This window comes from Brevibacillus fluminis, assembly GCF_003710825.1.
GTDB classification, from domain to species: domain Bacteria; phylum Bacillota; class Bacilli; order Brevibacillales; family Brevibacillaceae; genus Brevibacillus_D; species Brevibacillus_D fluminis.
On the sequence record NZ_RHHQ01000024.1, the window covers coordinates 43,208 to 57,964 of the forward strand.

15 protein-coding genes are annotated in these 14,757 nt (G+C 51.3%); 11 read left to right on the plus strand and 4 right to left on the minus strand.

Annotated features, from left to right (window positions below; translation table 11 throughout):
• Positions 1-18: 18 nt before the first annotated feature.
• Entirely contained in the window at positions 19-1,290 is a 1,272-nt protein-coding gene (purD, locus tag EDM56_RS26890; protein ID WP_122921023.1) for a phosphoribosylamine--glycine ligase, read from the plus strand.
• A 63-nt stretch (positions 1,291-1,353) separates the two neighbouring features.
• Here the strand turns inward: purD and EDM56_RS31605 are convergent, their stop codons facing one another.
• Complete coding sequence (locus EDM56_RS31605) at positions 1,354-1,500, minus strand: EYxxD motif small membrane protein (RefSeq protein ID WP_183192607.1); 147 nt, start codon at positions 1,498-1,500, stop codon at positions 1,354-1,356.
• Positions 1,497-1,970: a YgaP family membrane protein gene (locus EDM56_RS26895; RefSeq protein WP_122921024.1), complete on the minus strand. Its 474-nt coding sequence runs from the start codon at positions 1,968-1,970 to the stop codon at positions 1,497-1,499. Before EDM56_RS26895 ends, EDM56_RS31605 begins: the two co-directional genes overlap by 4 nt.
• Before the next feature lie 248 nt (positions 1,971-2,218).
• Between EDM56_RS26895 and EDM56_RS26900 the strand changes: the two genes are divergently transcribed.
• The 10 genes from EDM56_RS26900 (at position 2,219) to EDM56_RS26945 (ending at position 12,501) form a co-directional block, all read left to right on the plus strand.
• Positions 2,219-3,895, plus strand: a complete 1,677-nt coding sequence (locus tag EDM56_RS26900; RefSeq protein WP_342772416.1) for an adenine deaminase C-terminal domain-containing protein — start codon at positions 2,219-2,221, stop codon at positions 3,893-3,895.
• Positions 3,896-4,260: 365 nt separating this feature from the next.
• Complete coding sequence (locus EDM56_RS26905) at positions 4,261-5,496, plus strand: branched-chain amino acid ABC transporter substrate-binding protein (RefSeq protein WP_122921026.1); 1,236 nt, start codon at positions 4,261-4,263, stop codon at positions 5,494-5,496.
• A gap of 138 nt (positions 5,497-5,634) precedes the next feature.
• Positions 5,635-6,582, plus strand: a complete 948-nt coding sequence (locus EDM56_RS26910) for a branched-chain amino acid ABC transporter permease (RefSeq protein WP_122921027.1) — start codon at positions 5,635-5,637, stop codon at positions 6,580-6,582.
• 10 nt (positions 6,583-6,592) lie between these two features.
• Positions 6,593-7,861 carry a branched-chain amino acid ABC transporter permease gene (locus EDM56_RS26915; protein WP_122921028.1) on the plus strand — a complete coding sequence of 423 codons (1,269 nt, stop codon included), beginning with the start codon at positions 6,593-6,595 and terminating at the stop codon, positions 7,859-7,861.
• Between the two features lie 26 nt (positions 7,862-7,887).
• A complete protein-coding gene (locus EDM56_RS26920) occupies positions 7,888-8,664 on the plus strand; it encodes an ABC transporter ATP-binding protein (RefSeq protein WP_122921029.1) in 777 nt (258 codons plus the stop codon).
• A gap of 17 nt (positions 8,665-8,681) precedes the next feature.
• Positions 8,682-9,389 (plus strand): ABC transporter ATP-binding protein, encoded by a 708-nt coding sequence (locus EDM56_RS26925; protein WP_122921030.1) that lies wholly within the window; start codon positions 8,682-8,684, stop codon positions 9,387-9,389.
• Positions 9,390-9,463: 74 nt separating this feature from the next.
• Complete coding sequence (locus EDM56_RS26930; RefSeq protein WP_122921031.1) at positions 9,464-9,916, plus strand: GNAT family N-acetyltransferase; 453 nt, start codon at positions 9,464-9,466, stop codon at positions 9,914-9,916.
• Positions 9,917-10,057: 141 nt separating this feature from the next.
• Positions 10,058-11,473: a MocR-like pyridoxine biosynthesis transcription factor PdxR gene (pdxR, locus tag EDM56_RS26935; RefSeq protein ID WP_246009552.1), complete on the plus strand. Its 1,416-nt coding sequence runs from the start codon at positions 10,058-10,060 to the stop codon at positions 11,471-11,473.
• Positions 11,448-12,194 carry an AzlC family ABC transporter permease gene (locus EDM56_RS26940; RefSeq protein ID WP_122921033.1) on the plus strand — a complete coding sequence of 249 codons (747 nt, stop codon included), beginning with the start codon at positions 11,448-11,450 and terminating at the stop codon, positions 12,192-12,194. Before pdxR ends, EDM56_RS26940 begins: the two co-directional genes overlap by 26 nt.
• Positions 12,184-12,501 (plus strand): AzlD domain-containing protein, encoded by a 318-nt coding sequence (locus tag EDM56_RS26945; RefSeq protein WP_246009553.1) that lies wholly within the window; start codon positions 12,184-12,186, stop codon positions 12,499-12,501. The genes EDM56_RS26940 and EDM56_RS26945 overlap by 11 nt, the downstream gene beginning before the upstream one ends.
• Before the next feature lie 22 nt (positions 12,502-12,523).
• Here the strand turns inward: EDM56_RS26945 and EDM56_RS26950 are convergent, their stop codons facing one another.
• Together EDM56_RS26950 and EDM56_RS26955 are read right to left on the minus strand one after the other, a co-directional pair.
• Positions 12,524-13,306, minus strand: a complete 783-nt coding sequence (locus EDM56_RS26950; RefSeq protein ID WP_122921034.1) for a carbon-nitrogen hydrolase family protein — start codon at positions 13,304-13,306, stop codon at positions 12,524-12,526.
• A 3-nt stretch (positions 13,307-13,309) separates the two neighbouring features.
• On the minus strand, positions 13,310-14,608 hold the full coding sequence (locus EDM56_RS26955) for a sigma-54 interaction domain-containing protein (RefSeq protein WP_246009554.1): 1,299 nt from the start codon (positions 14,606-14,608) through the stop codon (positions 13,310-13,312).
• Positions 14,609-14,757 lie beyond the last annotated feature (149 nt).

The following is a 14,757-nucleotide window of genomic DNA, read 5'->3' on the forward strand; positions in this document are numbered from 1 at the left end:
GCAGAGGAGGGAAAACGGATGAAAGTATTAGTCATCGGTGGAGGCGGCCGCGAGCACGCTATCCTATGGAAATTGGCGCAAAGCACGAGAGTAACCAAGCTGTACTGCGCTCCGGGTAACGGGGGGACAGAAGAGGTGGCGCAAAATGTGCCAATCGGCGCCCATGACTTTGCAGCGCTGTCCCAATTCGTCAAGGACGAAGGAATCAGCCTGACGGTCGTGGGACCAGAAGATCCGCTGCTGGCGGGAATCGTGGACTTTTTCAGCGAGCGTGGCCTGCCGATTTTTGGACCGTCGTCCCAGGCGGCACAGATCGAGGGGAGCAAGACGTTCGCCAAAGATTTGATGAAACGTCATCAGATTCCTACGGCTGCGTATGAATCATTTACCGATTATGAAGCAGCTCTTGCTTATTTGCGTGCGCAAGGCGCGCCGATCGTCATCAAGGCGGACGGACTCGCAGCGGGTAAAGGCGTTGTCGTTGCAGAAAGCTTGGAAGAGGCGGAGCAAGCCTTGGCGCAAATCATGCAAGACGGTGTATTCGGCAATGCGGGCGCACGCGTCGTGATCGAAGAATGCCTGCGTGGAGAAGAATTGACTCTGCTCTCGTTTGTGGATGGAGAAACCGTGAAGCCGATGATCACATCCCAAGACCATAAGCCGGCTTATGATGGAGACAAAGGGCCGAACACCGGCGGAATGGGGACGTACGCTCCTGTGCCGCAAATGTCTAATGAGCTTGTTGCGCAAATCGTAAGCACAATTGTGGAGCCTGTAGCCAAAGCGATGGTAGCCGAAGGCTATCCGTTCAAAGGTGTGCTTTACACCGGCTTGATGATTACAGCACAAGGACCGAAAGTGATCGAATTCAACGCGCGTTTTGGCGATCCGGAGACACAAGTGGTGCTTCCGTTGCTCGACAGCGACCTGCTCGACGTGTTCGAGGCGACAATCAATGGCACGCTGGCAGATCAAGACGTGGCATGGAAATCGGATAGCGCATGCTGTGTCGTAATGGCTGCGCCTGGTTACCCAGGTGACTATCCGAAGGGCGCTTCCATCGAATTGCCTGCAAATAACGGCGAAACGGTCATTTTCCATGCGGGTACGAAATTGGCTGATGGAGTTCTGGTTACAAATGGAGGCCGTGTGCTCGGGGTTACCGGCGTGGGTGCCACATTGGCCAAAGCGCGTGAAATCGCATACCAGACAGTGGGGAAAACGCACTTTGAAGGCGCGCATTACCGTACGGACATCGCAGACAAAGCGTTAAAGCAGCACGTTAAATAAAACGAAAAACAGTAAGAGGAGGAGCCGCCTGGCTCTTCCTCTTTGCATTGGGGGAAGTTACGGTTAACGGCTACGCTCGCGGTCTTTCTGGCTTTGGTAAACAAAATACCCGATAACCGCCAAAGAGCCAATTACCAAGACGGCAACGAACAGGTTGTGTGTGATCCATTCGTAAGCGGGCGTACCAACCCAGTTCATGAAATACGTCATGTTGTGCTACCGGCTTGATGGTGCGAATGCACGACCGCATTGGTGATTTCATCCGCCATATTCATCATCATTTCATCTGTCATTTCTGTTTTCGCAGTGCTGCTGCTTTGCGCGCTGATCGGCGGTTTGGCGGTTGCTTGCGGTTGAGCAGTGTTGGTTTGGCTCATGCTATTCATGCTTGTGGCGTTTGCGCCCGCAGCCTGATTGCTGGAGGAGCCTTTTGTCATGGAATGCAGCGTCTTATCCACCATCATTCGCAGCACGTCTTCCTTGCGCGTGCTCGCCCCCATCATTTTTAGCATCGGGCAAAAGCCGGTTACGCCTTCCGCCACTTTCATGGCTGACAAAAACATCAACCATCCCGGTGTCCTGTAGGGACGGCGGCTCATCTTGCCCGCACCATACGCTAATCCCAGCAACCCAAAGGTAATGCGAATAACGGCATCAATCGTACCTACGTTTTTTTGCAAGAGAAGCATCCCCTTTCTTTCAGACTTAGGATGCACCTCTTGCCCAAAAAGAACTCAGGAAGGTTTTAGCGGATTTTTCGCTTTTCAAACTTTTGAAACGGCTATACACTTTTTGGTGATGATAAAACTTGATAAGGAAGGTGGAACATTTGCGTATCAGACCAATTGCAGAAGACTCGTACCTTCGCCTAATCCGGACAGCACGACGAATGGAACCGGCCACATGCTGGATCAAAGGTGCCAACGTATTGAACGTATATACACGGGAATGGCTTACGGCACATGTGGTTCTCGCTGGCGAGCGAATTGCTTACGTAGGAGATGCCGAACCAATAGTAGATGAACGGACGCAGATCATTGAGGGTGAAGGCTACTGGCTCGTGCCTGGCTACATCGAACCTCACGCACACCCGTTCCAATGGTATACCTTTGATTCGTTGACCGATTTCGCCTTGGCCACCGGAACTACGACGCTCGTCTCCGACACACTCCATTTAACTACTTCGCTTTCGCTTGAACAGGTCGAAGCGATCCTGCAGCAGCTCACAAACCATCCGGTTAAGCAATTTTTCTGGGCGCGGCTCGATCCGCAAATCCGTCTGGCAAAACAAAGCGAAGCGTTTCAAAAAGACGGGCTAGCCCGCCTTTTGGCACATCCTCTCGTCTTACAAGGAGGAGAGATTACGGATTGGACAGGCTTTTTGGCGGAGAATGAGGAGATTTTGTTTGGCATGAAGCATGCCCGCGATGTGGGCAAACGAATCGAAGGACATCATCCCGGTGCATCCGCATCGACGCTGGCCGTGGCGGCAGCTGCAGGAATTACGGCATGCCACGAAAGCATTACGGCAGAAGAGGTGCAAAACAGACTCAGACTCGGCATGTACGCCACCCTTCGCCATTCCTCTATACGCCCGGATTTGCCTGAACTGCTCGCCGGAATGAAGCGTCTTGGCATTCCCTTTCATTCATCGCGTCTGATGTTGACCTCTGATGGTAGCACACCACCTATGCTGCGCCACGGTTTTACGGATTACTTAATTAAGCTGGCGATAGACGCAGGCGTGCCCGATGTCGATGCTTATGCGATGGCGACGGTCAATCCAGCACAATATTACGGTTTGGATGCTGAGATCGGAGGGATTGCACCTGGCCGGATTGCAGATATTTTGTTTTTGCGCTCGCCGCATGAACCCACGCCTGAGAAAGTGATCGCCAATGGCGAGCTATGGGCGGAAGGAAAGAAGCTGCTTCGCCAGACTCCAAAAATCAATTGGTCGGACTATCGCTTTCCACAGCCGAAGGAAAGGCTGCCATTGGTGAATGAGGAATGGTTTCAGTTTCCTGAGATAAGCCCGGATGAACCTTACCCGCTGATTCAAATGGAGAATGCCGTGATTACCCGTGTCGTTTACGAGCGACTTGAATGCGATGAGACAGGGCGCATCAACTTTGATGCTCATCCCGACCTAGCACAGATCGTCACGATCGATCCCGAATCAGGCAAACGCTCGCAGGCGATTGTCAGGGGATTCGCAGTGAATTTGCAGGCGTTGGCAAGCAGTTATACCGTATCCACCGATATGATCGTCATCGGGCGTGAACCGAAAGCGATGAAACAAGCGCTCGAGCGGGTGTTGGAGCTGGGGGGCGGAATCGTGGCGATGGAGGAGGGCCAGATCTGCTTTGAGCAGGAACTGGCACTGGCAGGGAAAATGAGCGATGAATCAATGGCGGAATTGATTGAAAGCGGCGAGGCGTTTGTCCGATTCATGAGGGCGAAGGGGTATAGGTATTTAGACCCAATTTATTCCTTATTCTTTTTCCAGGCGACCCATTTGCCCTATGTCAGAATGACGGCTGAAGGCCTTTATGATGTAAAAAAATCGGTAGTCATAAAAAAATCGGCTCCTTTATTCGAGTAGATTCTTGTAGATTGGTGTCTTTTTAGGTAGATTTCGGTAGAATTCAGTAGATTGAATTGTCAGATTATAAATCAATCTGCATATTTCGCTTTATCACTTGAAAGCATTGATATAATCATTTTGAAAAATGTAACGACCATATATTGATTTTTGATCTGTAAATTCGATTTGATTGGGGATAATAAAAATATTTTTATCTCTTGTAAATTTTCTTATTTATCTTAAAATTAGTGAAGAACCAACGCATTCGGAACTTTTGTCCCGGTAGAGAGCGAACACAAAAAACAGAAATCGCAGCCTAGGTCGAAAGGTAAATTGGTTCCATCTTTATTGATTGTTAATTTCTAAAGGGGGATTCAATCATTATGAAAAAGCGGACTCAATTGGGTGTTTTATCCGCAGCGTTCCTTGCAAGCATGGCGCTTTCCGGTTGTGCAGGCGGCAATACCGCCAGCAGCGGCAACTCCACGTCGGGCTCAAGCGGCTCGACGCAAAGCAGTGGGACAAGCGGTGAAGCACAGGCAGGCGGCAAAATCCTGATCGCAACGCAAAGCCCGTTGTCCGGTTCCCAATCCTCGCTCGGCGATGCGATTAAATCCGGGGCGGAATACGCTTTGAAACAGCAACAGGAAGAGTTCAAAAAAATGGGCTTCGATCTGCAATTGTTTCCGCAAGATGACCAGGCAGACCCGAAAATGGGCGTATCCAATGCGGAGATGCTCGTTTCCAATCCGGATGTGCTTGGGGTCGTCGGCCACCTGAATACCGGTGTTGCCATCCCGTCTTCTGTTAAGTACGAGGAAGGCAAGCTGGTCATGGTTTCACCCGCGAATACAGGTGTGAAGCTGACAGAGGAAGGCAAGAAGACGGTTCACCGCATTTGCGCACGCGATGATGCGCAAGGGCCGAAAGCGGCGATTTACGCCAAAAGCAAGCTGAATGTCAAAAACGCATTCCTGATCCACGATAAAACTGCGTACGGTCAAGGCTTGGCAGACCAGGTGAAAGGGCAGTTTGAAAAAGATGGCGTGCAAGTTCTGGGTTATGAGGGAATCACCTCGGGCGAAAAGGACTTCAGCGCGGTCGTCAATCAGGTAATCGCGAAAAATCCGGATATGATTTTCTTTGGTGGACTTTATCCGGATGGAGGTATTATTATTAAACAGGCTCGCGAAAAAGGGTACAAAGGCGCTTTCATGGGCGGCGACGGTCTGGATTCGTCCGACATGGTCAAAATCGCAGGCGATGCGGCCGAAGGCGTTTACTTTACCTCCATCGCTGGGGACGTAACGCAAACCGAGGAAGGCAAGAAGTGGGCGGAAGAATACAAGAAAACGATGAACAAACCGTTGGAAACGTTCTCCGTCTATGGCTATGACTCCATGAGTGTTATTCTGAATGGACTGAAAGAAGCCATCAAAGCGAATGGCGGCAAAAAGCCGACCCGCGAGCAAGTTCTTGATGCCGTTCACAAGACCAAGGATTACCAAGGTCAGTTTACGAAGGTATCATTTGATGATAAGGGTGACAACCAGTTTGCCGATGTATTCATCTACAAGTATTCGGGTGGAAAATCGGTATTCATCGGCAAAGCTGAATAATTCGCAATATTCCCCGTTTTTAAGTAGCAGCATTCAGCCCAACCGGTCAAAAAGGGCGGCACGCGAGTGTGCGCCCTTTGCCTTTTGGCCCACTTTAGGGATGAAATAGATTATTAAAGAAAGAAGGGATTCCACGCCATGCTCTCAATTTTACCTCAAGTTCTAGTGGATGGACTGACGCTTGGATTCATGTACGCAGTCGTCGCACTCGGCTATACAATGGTTTATGGGATACTGGAGTTCATCAACTTCGCCCACGGCGAAATTTTCATGGTGGGTGCGTTTGTTGGAACAGAAGTTCTATTAATCGGCAACTCGCTGGGTGTCACGACAGGAATGAATCCATACGTTACCTTTTTCTTGATGTTAGTGGTAGCAATGGTTTTCACAGGAGCATTAGGGGTCACGATCGAAAGGGTCGCGTATCGCCCATTGCGAGGCGCACCGCGTCTGGTTCCATTGATTTCAGCTGTAGGTGTGTCATTCTTACTGCAAGACTTGGTTCGTTTTACAGAGGCAATTGCACGTGATGAGTTTTACCTGAATTCACCGATTCTTTTTAGCGGACAACTCAATATCGGATTTGCTTCCATTCCAATTAAAGGTCTCATCGTCATTGTTCTTGCGATCATCATGATGGTTTCACTTACGCTTTTCATCAACAAAACAAAGTGGGGAATCGCCATGCGTGCCGTTGCGCAAGACCAAAAGACGGCATCGCTGATGACTATAAATGTAGACAAAGTCATTATGCTCACCTTTATGATCGGTTCTAGCTTGGGTGGCGCGACAGGTGTCCTGTTTGCGCAAAACTACGGAACCATCGATCCATACATCGGCTTCATTCTTGGGTTGAAAGCTTTTACCGCAGCTGTACTCGGCGGGATCGGCAATCTGCGCGGTGCGATGATTGGCGGCGTATTGTTAGGGCTATTGGAAATGCTGGCAGGGGCGTACATGGGCCCACTGACCGGAGGCGCGTTTGGTGCCGAGTATAAAGATGTATTCGCATTCAGCATTTTAATCCTGGTTCTCCTGTTCAAGCCGGAAGGGCTGTTCGGTGAAGCCGTGAAAGAGAAAGTGTAGGTGAGAGTGAGTGGCAAATAAATTGAAATTTTCGCTGAAAGAAATCCCTCTTCTCTTTACCGTTTTGTGGGTTGTAGTATTCGCCAGCGCGCTTTATTTATTGGATAAATCGGTCATTGCGTTTGTCGGAATTTTGTTTTCCATCATTCTGGTGTATTACACGAAGGCTTCCAAAGCGGTACGAATGCTGGTCGGAGCCATCATCCTGCTAGTAATCATCCCGCTGGTAGCCGGGGACAACCGCTACTACATGGAGGTTGCGTCACAGGTAGGGATTTATGTCGCGATGGCCCTCGGGTTGAACATCGTGGTGGGCTTTGCCGGACTTCTTGATTTGGGCTATGTAGCGTTTTTTGCTTCCGGTGCGTATGCGTATGCAATTTTTGCAACAGCACAAGCGAATGAGTTCATTCCAGGACACCTGTTTCCGCTCACAGGAAACTGGTTCTGGCCATTCTTGATCGTCGGTCTGATCGTCGCCGCTATATTTGGAATATTATTAGGATTGCCAGTATTACGGGTAAAAGGTGACTACCTCGCAATCGTAACGCTTGGCTTCGGGGAAATCGTCCGCATCATCTTCAACAACTTAGACAAGCCGATCAACATCACCAACGGGCCGCAGGGTTTGACGCCAATTGCCACCCCTGAGCTGTTCGGAATAAAGATGAGCACGCCGTTTTATTTTTACTTCATCATCCTTGTCGTGATCGCGTTTATCGTGCTTGCTAACATCCGCTTCGAGCATTCCCGCTTGGGTCGCGCATGGATTGCGGTGCGCGAGGATGAACTGGCAGCTCAATCGATGGGTATCTCGCTTCTCCATACGAAGCTTGCCGCTTTTGCGACGGGCGCCTCGTTTGCAGGGGTAGTCGGCGTTATCTTTGCGGCCAAGCAAACGTTTATCGATCCGACCTCGTTTACGCTGATGGAATCGTTCGGGATTCTCGTCATGGTCATTCTGGGCGGAAGCGGCAGCATTCCGGGTGTTATTTTGGGCGCGGCTTTCGTTACCATTCTGCAAGTGCAGTTGCTGAAAGAGTTCTCCAATTTCTTGCACTCGATGCAATCGTCGGGCTTGATCAATTTGCCGACACAGCTTGACCCATCCAAATTCCAGCGGCTCATCTTCGGGCTTCTGTTGATCTTAGTCGCGCTGTTCAGGCCGCACGGATTAATACCGGCCAAGCGGAAAAAGGATGACATCAATGCGATCAAAAACAGCGGCTACAGTACAGAAAAGACGGGTATCTTGAGCAAGCTGACAGGAAGCAAATAAAGCCTGCGACAAGGGGGATATGAGAGATGGCGTTATTGGAAGCAAATGGGCTGACCAAGCGATTCGGCGGTCTGGTCGCCAATGAGAATGTCACGATAAAAATTGAAAAAGGAACGATCACGGCTGTCATCGGGCCAAACGGTGCGGGCAAAACGACGTTCTTCAATATGATCACCGGTTTCTATGTGCCGGATGAGGGGGAGATTCTCCTCAACGGCAAAAGCATCAAAGGTCTGCGCCCTGACCAAATCGCGGGCAACGGAATTACTCGTACGTTCCAAAACATCCGCCTGTTTAAAGAAATGACAGCGCTGGAAAACGTCATGGTAGGCGTTCACAGCCGCTTGAAGGCGGGCATTCTCGGGATTTTGTTCAATACGAAACGAGTGCGTGAGGAGGAAGAGCGCGCTCGAGTCGAAGCTTACAAGCTGTTGGAGTATGTAGGGATCGAACACATCGCCAACGAAGCGGCAGGCAGTCTGCCATACGGGCTGCAGCGCCGTTTGGAAATCGCTCGCGCATTGGCTACGAATCCGCACATCATTTTGCTGGACGAACCGGCGGCAGGGATGAACCCGCGCGAGACGATTGAAATCACTGATTTCATCCGCAAGCTGAAAAACGAGCTGGATTTGACCATCATTCTGATCGAGCATGATATGAAGCTGGTCATGGGCTTGAGCGAATACATTCACGTACTGGATTATGGCAAAAAAATCGCGGAAGGCACTCCGGAAGAGATTCGCAGCAATCCTCGCGTGATCGAAGCCTACCTTGGCAAGAGCGCCACGGAAGCGTCATAGAGGGGGAGGAAAAGATCATGGCACTACTGGAACTGAAAAATATTCATACCTACTATGGCGGGATTCACGCGTTGAAGGGCCTCAGCATTCACGTCGACCAAGGCGAAATCGTCACCTTGATCGGCTCGAACGGCGCGGGCAAATCGACAACGCTGAAGACGATTTGCGCCCAGACGAAGGCGAAAGAAGGCAAAGTGTACTTTGAAGGCAAAGACATCACGACCATGCGCACGCACGACATTGCGCTGGCGGGTATTGCCCATGTACCGGAGGGGCGGCGGATTTTCCCCAAGCTGACGGTGCGTGAAAACTTGGAGATGGGTGCTTTTTCGGTCACGGACAAAGCAGTCATCGATGAGGGCATCGAGCGGGCATTTCACTATTTCCCGCGGCTGAAAGAGCGGATCGCCCAAAAAGGCGGAACGATGTCCGGTGGTGAGCAGCAGATGCTGGCGATCGCCCGGGGTCTGATGATGAAACCCAAAATCTTAATGCTCGATGAGCCGTCGATGGGGCTGGCGCCGATTCTGGTGGAACAAATCTTCGATATCGTGACCGAGCTGAACCGCGAAGGCATGACCATTTTGCTGGTCGAACAAAATGCCAACCAAGCGCTTTCGGTCGCGCATCGCGGTTACGTTATCCAGACGGGCGAAATCATCTTGAAAGACAGCGCTGAGCGACTGCTGACCAATCCGCAGGTGCGCGAAGCGTATCTGGCATAAAATTCAACACACGAGAGTCGATGGCATCTATGATCCATCGGCTCTTCATGCGTTTTGGGACATGGAGGAAAAGTATGATCAGACGAATGGAGATTCAAAACGAGGCGGAGGCAGCAGAGGTGTTGCGCATCCAAATTCCGTCGTACCAAGTAGAGGCGGAGCTGATCGGGTTTGCCGATTTACCCCCGCTAAAAGATACGGTGGCGAGCCTGCAAGCGTGTGGCGAAACCTTTTATGGCTATTGGGTGGATGGCGAGCTAGCGGGTGCGATCTCGTATAAGCGCGAGGAAGACGTGCTCGATATTCATCGGATGATCGTGCATCCTGCGCATTTTCGCAAAGGGATCGCGAGCCAGCTGGTTCAATACGTATTAGGACAAGAGCAAGGGCTGGAAAAGGCGATCGTCGCCACCGGCGCAAAAAACGAGCCGGCCAAAACGTTGTACCTGCGACACGGCTTTGAGGTGCTGCAGGATCAGGAGGTTGCACCAGGGGTTTGCATCACGTTGTTTGAGAAGACTGTTTGATTGCCGTGTAGAACATAAACAAATAGAAGCGACCGCCCAGCATGCAATTGTGAGAGGGCGGTCGTTTTATGTTGCGATCTATATCCAGTTGAAATAATCTGATAAGATTGAAGGATGTAATTCAATGTTGGAGTGATGCCAGTGATTCGCCTTCACGTGGAAACAGACCGGCAGCAGCCGATTTATATGCAGCTGTATCAGCATTTTCGGACGGAAATTCAAGAAGGAAAGCAGGAGTCGGGCAGCAAGCTACCTTCGATTCGCACGCTTGCAGAAGAACTAAAGGTGAGCAAAACCACAGTGGAGCTGGCGTTTGCGCAGCTATTGGCGGAAGGCTACATCGAGAGCCGCCAGCGCAGCGGCTATTACGTGGCACAGCTGGAGGCGAGCGTCATCGTACATTCACGCGGCTACAATCCGGTCCCGGCGAAGGCGGACGGTCGGAAAAAGGATGCTGCGCGGATCGAGTACGATTTTCATTCGGCGAGCGTCGATCCGCATTCGTTTCCCTACAAGCTGTGGCGGCGGTTGTCCAACCAGGCGACACATGAGGTGGAGCACGATTTTCTCCGTTATGGGGGACGGCGCGGGGAAGCGGGGTTATGTAAGGCGCTTGCCGCTTACTTGCATCGCTCGCGCGGCGTTAACTGCAAACCGGAGCAAATGATCATTGGAGCAGGCACACAGTATTTGATTATGCTTTTATGCCAGCTGTTCGGTGTGGACGGCAGGGCGATTGCGATTGAGGAGCCCGGCTATCAGGATGTGGGGAAAGTATTTCGGCAGTTGGGCTATGAATTAAAGCCGATTCCACTTCAGGAGGACGGTTTGGACATTCAACAGCTGATCGAAAGCAAGGCGCAGGTCGTCTATATTACGCCGTCGCACCAATATCCGTACGGGATGGTCATGCCGTACGCCAAGCGGCAGCGTCTGCTGCAATGGGCACAGGAGACGGGCGGAATCATCATCGAGGATGACTATGATGGGGAGTTCCGTTACCGGGGCAAGCCGATTCCCAGCTTGCAAGGGCTGGATACCCAAGGCAACGTGATTTATCTCGGCACCTTTTCCAAGTCGCTGATGCCGTCAATCCGGACGGGGTATGTCGTGCTGCCAGAGCGATTAAGTGCACTCTATGAGGAGAAATTGCCGTACATGGAGCAGACAGTCTCTCGCCTGCATCAAAAAACGCTGCAGCTCTTGATTGAAAGCGGCGAATGGGAGCGGCATATCCGCAAAATGCGCATGGTCTATCAGAAAAAGCACAGGGCGACGCTAGACGCGATCCACAGCTCGATGGGTGATTATGTCAAAGTGAGCGGACAGGACGCGGGTTTACACATTTTGCTAGATGTAAAAAGCCGCCTGACAACAGCGGAGCTGCTGGAAAAAGCGGAGGAAGCTGGCGTGCGCGTCTATTCGACGGCACCGATGTGGATGGGAGAAAACCGGGAGCAGTCGCCGAAAATCATGCTCGGGTTCGGCGGACTGTCCATTGAAGACTTACAGGAAGGAGTACGACGTTTACATGGCGCATGGAGTAAGTACTGTTGATGCGGTTGATTCGAGAGAGAACAAAGGGGGAGGACAAGAGCTATCGCAGGAGCGCTTGTTTTGGCATGGCATGCGGCAGATGATGCCGATCGCTGCGGCGGGTATTCTCGATGGCTTGGTTTTCGGGATTCTTGCGCGTCATGCCGGGTTGAGCATGTTTGAGACGATGCTCTTGACGCTCCTAGTTAATGCGGGCTCCTCCCAATTTGCTGCGGTGGGCTTGATTTCACAAGGCATCGTGGGTTGGCCGTTGTTGGTCTCGACGTTGTTGATCAATGCGCGCCAGCTGCTGTATGGATTGTCACTCGGCCCGTCTTTTCGCAATTTGCCTGTGTGGAAGCTTTCGATTATGGCGGGTCAGCTAAATGATGAAACCTATGCGCTGAAGTCGACCTATTTGGCGCAAGGCGGCAAGCCGAGCATGACGTACTTCATGGGAGCGGGTTTTGGCGATTATGCGATCTGGCATTCCTGTGTGTTCGTAGGGGCGATAATCGGCACGGCGTTTACCGGTACCGAGCAGTATGGGCTGGATTTCGCCTTCATTGCGACGTTTCTCGGATTTTTGGCGTTGAATCTGACCTCAAGCGTCTATGTCAAAACAGCGGTGGTCGCGGCGGGTGCAGCCAGTCTCGGCTACTGGATGTTTGGCCTGACATCGTCAGTCGTCATGGGAACGGTGGCGGCGATGCTGATGGGGGTGTTTTCGCGTGAACGATAATTTGGTTCTGTACATTTTACTAATGGCGGTCGTGACATATTTGACGCGCTTTCCCATGCTGCTTTTAAGCTCGCGCGTCAGTTTTCCCGCATGGGTCGGCCGTGGACTGCGGATGGTTCCGGTGGGAGTATTCAGCTCTCTGACGATTCCACCCATTCTGTTTCATGCACAGAATGGACAGTGGAATCCCGAGTATTTGGTGGCAGGAGCGGTAGCGATCGCAGTCGGCCTGTGGCGCAAGCAAATTTTCCTCGCTCTGCTAGCTGGAGTGGCCGCTACCGCATTGTGGCGACTGCTGGTTGGGTAGGAAACGCAAGTAAGCGGTGAAGCTAGAGGGATTCGGTGGGAGTGAAGCCGAATCCCTCTTTGGCATAGACGGCGGGCCGACGGTTTTTGAGATAATCCAGACGTCCGCGCGCTTCCTCGATCTCGTCGAGATTGATGGAGATAACGGGCAGCTCTACATTGTTGCTGCACTTGTAAATCGTGCTGCCGTTCGGATGCACGACCGTGCTCTCGCCGAGATACAGGTGGTTTCCATCAAGCCCGACCTTGTTTGCCATGGCTACGAAAACGTGATTTTCTAGGGCGCGAGAGCTTAAGTACACGTGTTGGTGAGGGTGCGGCGGGAACTTGTTGGCGGCGAGCACCAGCAGAAGCTGCGCTCCTTTGATCGCCAAAATACGCGACACTTCTGGAAACATCAGATCATAGGAAATCATCAGACCGATTTTTCCTTCCGGCAGGTCGAACACAGGACATTGATCCCCTGGTGTAAAAACGTTTCGCTCGAAATCGAGCAGGTGGATTTTGCGGTACTGACCGAGAATTTCTCCGTTTTTGCCGATGAACAGCGCGGTGTTGTAGCGCGTATCCTGCTCTGTCTCGCAGTAGCCGAGAACGACGCCGACACGGTGTTTTTGGGCCGTTGCAGCGATCATCTCGAGGCTTGTCTGATCGGGCTCTTGCTCGAGATAAAGCTCAGGGAAAAGCAGGTAGTCTGCCTTCTTTTGGCCGACCTGTTCAACTGCCTCCGCGATTTGCCTTATCGTATCTTCCATCCCGAGATGGCTGCAGCCCAATTGGCCTAACGCTATGTTAATAATCCTCATGGCTTATCCCTCATTAATTTCTCCGGTATTGTACTGCTTCAGCTTTTTGACGATCGTGGATTGGTCTACATGGAGCGCTTTTGCCGCCTTGTAGGTGCTTCCGTACATCTGGTGTGCGCGCAGGATCAGTTCCTTTTCCACCATCTTTTTCGCATCCTTCAGGGGGATTAGCCCTTGGATCGAAACGGTATTCTCTTCGAAGAGCTGAACGTCTCCTTCTTTCAGCAAAAATTCAAAGACATCCTCCGAATTCGTTACAACGATCCGCTCGATGATGTTCTCAAGCTCGCGAATGTTGCCCGGCCACTCATACTCGACCAGCTTTCGCTTGAACGGTTTGCTGATGTTTTTGCTCTGATTGTACTTGCGGTTGAACACATCCAAAAAATGCTCGATCAGCATTGGGATCTCATCTTTTCGTTCCTTGAGCGGCGGAATCCGCAGCGGGACAACGTTCAAGCGGTAAAACAAATCTTTGCGGAACAGTTGCTTGCTGACCTGGACAGCCAGGTCACGGTTGGTGGCGGCGATGATGCGGACATCGATCTGCTTGGCGACCACACCGCCAATTTTGCGGATTGTGCCTTCCTGCAAAACCTCCAGCAGCTTTGACTGCACATCATAGGGCAGCTCGGCGATTTCGTCGAGGAAGATGGTGCCTTTGTCTGCCGCTTCGAACAAGCCGATTTTGCCGCCCTTTTTTCCGCCGGTAAAGGTGCCGGGCTCATAGCCGAACAGTTCGGATTCGATCAGGTCTTTTGGCAGCGACCCGCAATTCAGCGAGACGAACGGCTGGTCCGCGCGGTCGCTCATCGCATGGATTTCTCTGGCTAAAAAGCTTTTGCCCACACCGGATTCGCCGAGCAGCAGAACGGTGGAGTTCACCCGGGAAATTTTGTGAACGACATCCATGATTTTGGTCATCTTGTCCGATACCCCGACAAAGCGCCGCGGGACGCCTTGGCTCTGTGCCTCCTGCTGTGCTTTGAGCTCGATGCCTTTGGTTACATTAATCAGCGACAAAATGAATTCGAACTCGCTGGTGCTGACTTTGGAAATCGTAAACAGTACCTTTTGCTGATCATGCGTGTACAGAAACTGTTCATTTACATTGAAATCAGGCTCATTGACGAACAGCTCTGTCCAGCGGAGCGTCGTCACATCCTGCTGCAGGCCAAAAATCTCTGTGATCGGACGCTGCGTAAGGTCGCTAGCACTACCAAGAACCATTTCGATTTTGTAGGTGGAAGAGATGAAAAGCATGAGACTTACTTCTGGGACCGCAGGCATGCTGGTCGTCATCGTTACCAATCCCTCTGTTCTGCCGTAATTGCTGCTTACCAAAAACCGATGAAAAAAATCATCATGATGATAAAAATCCTAGTGAAACAAATACTTGTTTTCATTGGTTTTTTAAAAAGTTAAGATAAGAATAACCGATGATAAAAATC

Bases quoted from the DNA above. Each gene is read 5' to 3' on its own strand.
- purD (WP_122921023.1), top strand. From the start codon at position 19: ATGAAAGTATTAGTCATCGGTGGAGGCGGCCGCGAGCACGCTATCCTA.
- EDM56_RS31605 (WP_183192607.1), bottom strand. From the start codon at position 1,500: ATGACGTATTTCATGAACTGGGTTGGTACGCCCGCTTACGAATGGATC.
- EDM56_RS26905 (WP_122921026.1), top strand. From the start codon at position 4,261: ATGAAAAAGCGGACTCAATTGGGTGTTTTATCCGCAGCGTTCCTTGCA.
- EDM56_RS26910 (WP_122921027.1), top strand. From the start codon at position 5,635: ATGCTCTCAATTTTACCTCAAGTTCTAGTGGATGGACTGACGCTTGGA.
- EDM56_RS26920 (WP_122921029.1), top strand. From the start codon at position 7,888: ATGGCGTTATTGGAAGCAAATGGGCTGACCAAGCGATTCGGCGGTCTG.
- EDM56_RS26925 (WP_122921030.1), top strand. From the start codon at position 8,682: ATGGCACTACTGGAACTGAAAAATATTCATACCTACTATGGCGGGATT.
- EDM56_RS26930 (WP_122921031.1), top strand. From the start codon at position 9,464: ATGATCAGACGAATGGAGATTCAAAACGAGGCGGAGGCAGCAGAGGTG.
- EDM56_RS26940 (WP_122921033.1), top strand. From the start codon at position 11,448: ATGGCGCATGGAGTAAGTACTGTTGATGCGGTTGATTCGAGAGAGAAC.
- EDM56_RS26950 (WP_122921034.1), bottom strand. From the start codon at position 13,306: ATGAGGATTATTAACATAGCGTTAGGCCAATTGGGCTGCAGCCATCTC.
- EDM56_RS26955 (WP_246009554.1), bottom strand. From the start codon at position 14,608: ATGACGACCAGCATGCCTGCGGTCCCAGAAGTAAGTCTCATGCTTTTC.